The sequence below is a fragment of the Streptomyces sp. URMC 124 genome, assembly GCF_051386455.1.
Classification (GTDB): domain Bacteria; phylum Actinomycetota; class Actinomycetes; order Streptomycetales; family Streptomycetaceae; genus Streptomyces.
Genome location: NZ_JBPQTS010000086.1, coordinates 23,049 through 30,365, shown reverse-complemented (window position 1 = coordinate 30,365; position 7,317 = coordinate 23,049). Strand labels below are relative to the sequence as shown.

Below are 7,317 nucleotides of genomic sequence, written 5' to 3'. Positions count from 1 at the left end.
CTCCCCGCCTCCCGCGCCCCCCGCCCGCCTCGTCGTCCTCGTCTCCGGCTCCGGCACCAATCTGCAGGCCCTGCTCGATGCGATCGCCGCCGACCCGCAGGGCTACGGCGCCCGGATCGTGGCCGTGGGCGCCGACCGGGACGGCATCGCCGGCCTGGAGCGGGCCGAGCGCTCCGGGATCCCCACGTTCGTCTGCCGCGTCAAGGACCACCCGACGCGCGACGCCTGGGACCGCGCGCTGGCCGAGGCCACCGCGGCCCACGAGCCGGACCTCGTGGTCTCGGCCGGTTTCATGAAGATCGTGGGCAAGGAGTTCCTGGCCCGCTTCGGGGGCCGCGTGATCAACACGCACCCCGCCCTGCTGCCCAGCTTCCCCGGCGCCCACGGCGCGCGCGACGCGCTCGCGTACGGCGTCAAGGTGACCGGGTGCACCGTGCACTTCGTCGACGACGGCGTCGACACCGGCCCGATCATCGCCCAGGGCGTGGTCGAGGTCCTGGACGAGGACGACGAATCCGCGCTGCACGAGCGGATCAAGGAAGTCGAGCGCGAGCTGCTCGTCGAGGTCGTGGGGCGTCTGGCCCGCAACGGCTACCGCATAGAGGGACGAAAGGTGAAATTCCTGTGACCGCCGAAGGTATGAAGCGGCCCATCCGCCGCGCTCTGGTCAGCGTCTACGACAAGGCCGGGCTGGAGGAGCTCGCGCGCGGTCTGCACGAGGCGGGCGTCGAGCTCGTCTCGACCGGCTCGACGGCCGGCCGGATCGCCGCCGCCGGCGTCCCGGTCACCCGGGTCGAGGAGCTCACCGGTTTCCCCGAGTGCCTGGACGGCCGCGTCAAGACGCTCCACCCGCGCGTCCACGCGGGCATCCTGGCCGACCAGCGCCTCGACGCCCACCGCGAGCAGCTCGCCGAGCTGGGCGTCGAGCCCTTCGAGCTGGTGATCGTCAACCTCTACCCGTTCCGGGAGACCGTCGCCTCCGGCGCCTCGCCCGACGAGTGCGTGGAGCAGATCGACATCGGCGGCCCCTCGATGGTCCGCGCCGCCGCCAAGAACCACCCGTCGGTGGCCGTCGTGGTCAACCCCGGCCGCTACCAGGACGTCCTCGCGGCCGTCGCCGACGGCGGCTTCGACCTCGCCGCCCGCAAGCGCCTGGCCGCGGAGGCCTTCCAGCACACGGCCGCCTACGACGTGGCCGTCGCGGGCTGGTTCGCCGACGACTACGCGGCGCAGGACGAGAGCGGCTTCCCCGGCTTCTTCGGCGCCACCTTCACCCGTGCGAACGTGCTGCGCTACGGCGAGAACCCGCACCAGCCCGCCGCCCTCTACACCGACGCCTCCGGCAAGGGCCTTGCGCACGCCGAGCAGCTGCACGGCAAGGAGATGTCGTACAACAACTACGTCGACACCGAGGCCGCGCGCCGGGCGGCGTACGACCACGCCGACCCCTGCGTAGCGATCATCAAGCACGCCAACCCGTGCGGCATCGCGACCGGTTCGGACGTCGCGGAGGCCCACCGCAAGGCGCACGAGTGCGACCCGCTGTCGGCGTTCGGCGGTGTGATCGCCGTCAACCGCCCGGTCTCGGTCGCCCTGGCCGAGCAGGTCGCCGAGATCTTCACCGAGGTCATCGTCGCCCCGGCCTACGAGGACGGCGCCGTCGAGGTGCTGGCCCGCAAGAAGAACATCCGCGTGCTGCGCTGCGCCGACGCCCCGTGCGCGGTCACCGAGGCCCGTCCCGTCGAGGGCGGCCTGCTGCTGCAGACCAAGGACCGCCTCCAGGCCGAGGGCGACGATCCGGCCGGCTGGACGCTCGCCACGGGCGAGGCCCTGTCCGCCGCCGAGCTCGCCGAGCTGGCCTTCGCCTGGCGCGCCTGCCGCGCCGTGAAGTCCAACGCCATCCTGCTGGCCAAGGGCGGCGCGACGGTCGGCGTCGGCATGGGCCAGGTCAACCGCGTCGACTCGGCGAAGCTCGCGGTGCAGCGGGCGGGCGAGGAGCGGGCACGCGGCTCGTACGCCGCCTCCGACGCGTTCTTCCCCTTCCCGGACGGGCTGGAGGTGCTGACGGCCGCCGGCATCAAGGCCGTGGTGCAGCCGGGCGGTTCGGTCCGGGACGAGCAGGTCGTGGAGGCCGCGAAGGCGGCGGGCGTGACGATGTACTTCACGGGCACGCGCCACTTCTTCCACTAGGCGGCGAAAGCCGGAGGCCCGCATCCCGCGCGGTGCGGGATGCGGGCCTCCGGTGCGGCCGACCGGGCCGTCGTCAGAAGCGCGGGCGGCGGAACCACTCGGCCGAGGCCTGCTTGGCCGCGAAGACGATCACGAGGATCGACAGGACGAACGTGATTAGGCCGAGACCCCAGGCCCAGGACGTCAGGAGTCCGCCGATGATGCCGAAAGACGCGTAGACGATCGAACCGACGCGGATGCCATTGCCGCCCTTGGCGTAGCGCACGGCGAGAACGATGCCGATGGCAGCGAACACCAGAGCGAGCAGGATGAAGAATCCCAGGACGCCGTTGCCAACGTCGACCAACTTGTCGACATCGACCTCGTCGCCTTGCGCGGTGGTGACCTTCCTGCCCGGTCCGACCTCGTCGGCCGTGTCCTTGATCCTGGCGATCACAAAGCCGAAGAAGCCGATCAGCGCGACGTGCACCGCGGCGATGACGTACAGCATGACGCGCGCGGCCTTGGTGATGCCCGGCATCGCCTGCGGGCCCTGCGGCACACCGGCGTAACCCCCGTGGGCCTGCGGGTAAGCGGCGTACGGCTGGCCGGGAACGGGGCCCTGGGGCTGCTGCGGATATCCGTAGCCGGGCGCCTGCTGGGGCGCTCCGTACGGGTTGTTCTGATCGCCGTAGCTCATGCTGGGGATTTCCTCCGTCGGTGTCGTGCGGGGACGGCGCGGGCATTCGGAGGAGAGTTGTGTCAGCGGCTCGCCCCCGTTTTGCACCCGCGGCACGCGGATCATCGTTATGGGGCCTCTGACTTTTGTCCAGCTGATACCCGTATCGGAGGGGCGGCGGGGGCTGCCGGGAATAACCGGTGCGAATTCGTCACCAACTGCGGACCGCCCTGATTGGAACCATGGCCGCCCCATCCGCGAGGATGGGGTCATGACCGCCCAGATTCTCGATGGCAAGGCCACCGCAGCAGCGATCAAGTCCGAACTCACCGTGCGCGTGGAGGCGCTGAAGGCCAAGGGCGTCCAGCCCGGTCTCGGCACGCTCCTCGTCGGTGACGACCCCGGCAGCAAGTGGTACGTCGCCGGCAAGCACCGCGACTGCGCCGAGGTCGGCATCGCCTCGATCCAGCGCGAACTGCCCGCCACGGCCACCCAGGAGGAGATCGAGGCGGTCGTCCGCGAGCTGAACGACAACCCCGACTGCACCGGCTACATCGTCCAACTCCCGCTCCCCAAGGGCATCGACACCAACCGCGTCCTGGAGCTGATGGACCCGGCCAAGGACGCCGACGGCCTGCACCCGATGAGCCTCGGCCGCCTGGTGCTGAACGAGACCGGCCCGCTGCCCTGCACCCCCAACGGCATCATCGAGCTGCTGCGCCGCCACGACGTCGAGCTGGCCGGCAAGCACGTCGTGGTCGTCGGCCGCGGCATCACCGTGGGCCGCTCGATCGGCCTGCTGCTGACCCGCCGCACCGAGAACTCCACGGTCACCCTCTGCCACACCGGCACCCGTGACCTGTCGGCGCACCTGCGCGAGGCCGACATCATCGTCGCCGCGGCGGGCGTGGGCCACCTGATCAAGCCGGAGGACGTCAAGCCGGGCGCGGCCGTGCTGGACGTCGGCGTCAGCCGCGACGGCGAGGGCAAGATCATGGGCGATGTCGACCCGGCGGTCGCCAAGGTCGCCGGCTGGGTCTCGCCGAACCCGGGCGGCGTCGGCCCGATGACCCGGGCCCTGCTGCTGGTGAACGTGGTGGAGGCCGCGGAGCGCGCCGCCGGAAGCGGCAATGCGGGCTGAGGAAGGGCCGGGCGCGGGACCGGGCGCGGGACCGGGCGAGGAGCCCGGCGGGACGGAGAAGTCCGGCGCGGCCGGGGAGCCGGGCGCGGGCAAGGGCCGGCGCTTCCAGCTCACGCGGGACACCGCCCGCCCCGAGGGCGGCGGGCGCGCCGCCCCGGGGGACGCTCCGGCGCCGGCGCGCCAGTGGCCGCTGCTGGCGGTCATGGGCGTGACGGGGCTCGGGCTGCTGATCGTCGCCTTCGACGCGTTCCGGGTCGGGACGCTGCTGATCGGGCTGGCGATGGCCGGTGGCGCCGTGCTGCGCTGGGCGCTGCCGTCCGTGGGCATGCTGGCCGTGCGCTCCCGGTTCACGGACATGATCACGTACGGCGGGCTGGGCGCGGCGATCCTGCTGCTGTCCCTGATGGCGCAGCCGCACCCGTGGCTGAAGGTGCCGTTCCTGGAGGACATCCTCCACTTCACGGTCTAGGCCCGTCAGCCCGTCAGCCCGTCGGTCCGTCGACCTGTCGGCCCGCCGGGCTGCCCGCTTTGACCGTTTTCGAGTAGCTTGATGACGAGGTGATCCCTTTCCTGCCCCGCTGGGCGGGAAGGGGCCGGTGCTGCCCGCGAGAGGGACGTTCCCCGTCATGGCCAAGATCAAGGTAGTCGGCCCGGTCGTCGAGCTCGACGGCGACGAGATGACCCGGATCATCTGGCGGTTCATCAAGGACCGGCTGATCCTGCCCCACCTCGACCTCGACCTGAAGTACTTCGACCTGGGGATCGAGCACCGCGACGCCACCGGCGACCAGGTGACCGTCGACGCCGCGCACGCCATCCGGGAGCACGGCGTCGGCGTGAAGTGCGCGACGATCACACCGGACGAGGCGCGGGTCGAGGAGTTCGGCCTCAAGGCGATGTACCCCTCGCCCAACGGCACCATCCGCAACATCCTCGGCGGAGTGATCTTCCGCGAGCCGATCATCATGGCGAACGTGCCGAGGCTCGTCCCCAACTGGACGAAGCCGATCGTCGTCGGCCGCCACGCCTTCGGCGACCAGTACCGGGCGACCGACCTGAAGGTGCCCGGCGCGGGCACCCTGACCGTGACCTACACCCCCCGGGACGGCTCCGAGCCGGTGGAGCTGGAGGTCTACGACTTCCCGGGCCCGGGCGTGGCGCTGGCGATGTACAACCTGGACGAGTCGATCCGCGACTTCGCGCGCGCCTCGTTCCGCTACGGCCTGGAGCGCGGCTACCCGGTCTACCTGTCCACCAAGAACACGATCCTGAAGAAGTACGACGGCCGGTTCAAGGACCTCTTCCAGGAGGTCTTCGACGCCGAGTTCAGGCAGGAGTTCGAGGGGGCCGGGCTGGCCTACGAGCACCGCCTCATCGACGACATGGTGGCCACCGCGCTGAAGTCGTCCGGCGGCTACGTCTGGGCCTGCAAGAACTACGACGGCGACGTGCAGTCCGACACCGTCGCCCAGGGCTTCGGCTCGCTCGGCCTGATGACCTCGGTCCTGATGACGCCCGACGGCCGCACGCTGGAGGCCGAGGCCGCGCACGGCACCGTCACCCGTCACTACCGCCAACACCAGCAGGGCAAGGCCACCTCGACCAATCCGATCGCCTCGGTCTTCGCCTGGACCCGGGCCCTGGCCCACCGCGGCCGGCTGGACGGCACGCCCGAAGTCGTCGCGTTCGCGCAGGCGCTGGAGCGGGCGTGCACGCAGACCGTCGAGGACGGGCGGATGACCAAGGACCTGGCGCAGCTGGTCGGTGCCGGGACGCCCTGGCTGACCACCGAGGAGTTCCTCGCGGCCGTCGAGGCGAAGCTGAGCGGCAGCCTCGCGCCGACGGCCGCCGTGTGAGGCCCGCGGCCGCGTGGGCGGTACGGGCCGGGTGAGCGGCCGCGGTGGCCGGTCCTCCACCCCCGTGGGAGGACCGGCCACCGCCCCGCCGACGAGTTTCATGATCGCGATTTCGCGCGGCAACCCTTTCAAGCCTGCTGTGGCCGGGGAGTGACCGTTCTGCGACGAGTTCGCCGTCGCGTATCAGTTGTGCAGCAGATGCGACAAGGGCGCGTGGCGGGGCCTCTGATTAACCCAAATGCCACGATGCGCCCCGCCCGGGGGAACTGCCATGCTGGATTGCGGCATCCCCTTGGGTAGCCAGCACTGAAGCTGCGGAAGGGGCGCCGCGGCACGGAAGGGCAAGGCAGGGGAAGAGCACCGCAGACATCGGGGGACAGGGGAGTGCAATGCCTCGTTGGAGGGCGCTACCGGAGGAACTCGACCCGGAAGTGCGCGAATTCACCGAACAACTGCGCAGACTCGTGGAGCGCAGCGGGCTGAGCATCGGCGCCGTCGCCGACCGCACGGGTTACAGCAAGACGTCGTGGGAACGCTATCTCGGCGGGCGGCTGCTGCCCCCGCTGGGGGCCGCCGAGGCGCTGGCCGAGGCGACCGGGACCGACGTGGTCCACCTGAGCACGATGTGGGAGCTCGCCGAGCGGGCGTGGAGCCGCAGCGAGATGCGGCACGACTCGACCGTGGAGTCGGCCCGGGTCGCCCGGGCGCGGGCCGCGCTGGGAGAGTTCGGCCCGCCGCAGGCCGCCCCCCAGGCGGCTCCCCAGGCCGCCTCGCAGCCCGCAGGCGCGGCGGGCCGGCCGGGAGCGGTGCTCTCGGAGCCGCTCTGCCACGAGGCGGTGCGCCGGGCGGCGGCCACGGAGGAGAGCGCTTCCCCGGGCCTCGCCCCGCTGCCCGGCGCCCCGCCGCCGCGCGGCCCTCTTCGTCACCGGCGTGGTGGGCGCGCTCCTCGTCGTCGCGGCGGTCGTGCTGCTGCTGGGCGTCGGCGACGGCACGGGAGAAGCCCCCGGCAGCGCGCCGCCGCTCACCTCGCCCTCCGCCGTCCTGCCCGCCGGCGTCAAGTGCACCGGCGCCGAGTGCAGTGGCAAAGACCCCGAGGCCATGGGCTGCGGCGGCGGCCGCGCCACGACGGCCGGGTCCGCGACCGTCGGCACGTCCTACGTCGAGGTCCGCTACAGCCAGGTGTGCGGCGCGGCGTGGGCGCGCATAACGCAGGCGGCGCCGGGCGACGCCGTCCGGATAGACGCGGCCGCGGAGGGCGGCACGCCCGCCCGTTCGGAGTCCGGCCGGGTGGTGCGCGACGCCGACGGCTACACCCCCATGGTCGCGGTCTCCGGGCCGGGCAAGGCGAAGGCCTGCGCCACGCTGACCTCGGGCCCCGAGGGGTGCACGGTGGCCCGCACCGCCTCCGCCCCGGCCGGGTGAGCGCCGGATCGACGCCGGGCGGGCGCCGGGCGGGCGGGGCCCCGGCGCGG

The 7,317-nt window shown here is 72.4% G+C and carries 8 protein-coding genes and 1 pseudogene; 7 read left to right on the top strand and 2 right to left on the bottom strand.

The annotated features are described in order from the left end of the window. On the top strand, positions 1-628 hold a 628-nt coding region (gene purN / locus ACSNOG_RS19155; protein WP_436753874.1), incomplete at its 5' end, for a phosphoribosylglycinamide formyltransferase. 11 nt (positions 629-639) lie between these two features. Then, positions 640-2,190 carry a bifunctional phosphoribosylaminoimidazolecarboxamide formyltransferase/IMP cyclohydrolase gene (purH, locus tag ACSNOG_RS19150; RefSeq protein WP_436753876.1) on the top strand — a complete coding sequence of 517 codons (1,551 nt, stop codon included), beginning with the start codon at positions 640-642 and terminating at the stop codon, positions 2,188-2,190. 73 nt (positions 2,191-2,263) lie between these two features. On the opposite strand, the gene ACSNOG_RS19145 is transcribed toward purH, so the two are convergent. After that, on the bottom strand, positions 2,264-2,869 hold the full coding sequence (locus tag ACSNOG_RS19145) for a hypothetical protein (protein WP_436753873.1): 606 nt from the start codon (positions 2,867-2,869) through the stop codon (positions 2,264-2,266). Positions 2,870-3,119: 250 nt separating this feature from the next. On the opposite strand from ACSNOG_RS19145, the gene ACSNOG_RS19140 reads away from it, so the two are divergent. The 4 genes and pseudogenes from ACSNOG_RS19140 to ACSNOG_RS19125 all read left to right on the top strand — a co-directional run. Then, complete coding sequence (locus ACSNOG_RS19140; protein WP_436753872.1) at positions 3,120-3,989, top strand: bifunctional methylenetetrahydrofolate dehydrogenase/methenyltetrahydrofolate cyclohydrolase; 870 nt, start codon at positions 3,120-3,122, stop codon at positions 3,987-3,989. Beyond that, on the top strand, positions 3,979-4,458 hold the full coding sequence (locus tag ACSNOG_RS19135) for a DUF3017 domain-containing protein (RefSeq protein WP_436753871.1): 480 nt from the start codon (positions 3,979-3,981) through the stop codon (positions 4,456-4,458). The genes ACSNOG_RS19140 and ACSNOG_RS19135 overlap by 11 nt, the downstream gene beginning before the upstream one ends. Before the next feature lie 157 nt (positions 4,459-4,615). Next, positions 4,616-5,845 (top strand): NADP-dependent isocitrate dehydrogenase, encoded by a 1,230-nt coding sequence (locus ACSNOG_RS19130; RefSeq protein WP_436753870.1) that lies wholly within the window; start codon positions 4,616-4,618, stop codon positions 5,843-5,845. A gap of 389 nt (positions 5,846-6,234) precedes the next feature. After that, a pseudogene (locus ACSNOG_RS19125) lies at positions 6,235-6,399 on the top strand (helix-turn-helix domain-containing protein); the annotation flags it as partial. On the opposite strand, the gene ACSNOG_RS19120 reads toward ACSNOG_RS19125, so the two are convergent. Further along, positions 6,381-6,701, bottom strand: a complete 321-nt coding sequence (locus ACSNOG_RS19120) for a hypothetical protein (protein ID WP_436753869.1) — start codon at positions 6,699-6,701, stop codon at positions 6,381-6,383. The pseudogene ACSNOG_RS19125 and the gene ACSNOG_RS19120 sit on opposite strands and share 19 nt — an antisense overlap. Positions 6,702-6,775: 74 nt before the next feature. Here ACSNOG_RS19120 and ACSNOG_RS19115 point away from each other — a divergent pair, with 74 nt between their 5' ends. Further along, positions 6,776-7,267: a DUF2690 domain-containing protein gene (locus tag ACSNOG_RS19115; protein ID WP_436753868.1), complete on the top strand. Its 492-nt coding sequence runs from the start codon at positions 6,776-6,778 to the stop codon at positions 7,265-7,267. Positions 7,268-7,317: the final 50 nt, after the last annotated feature.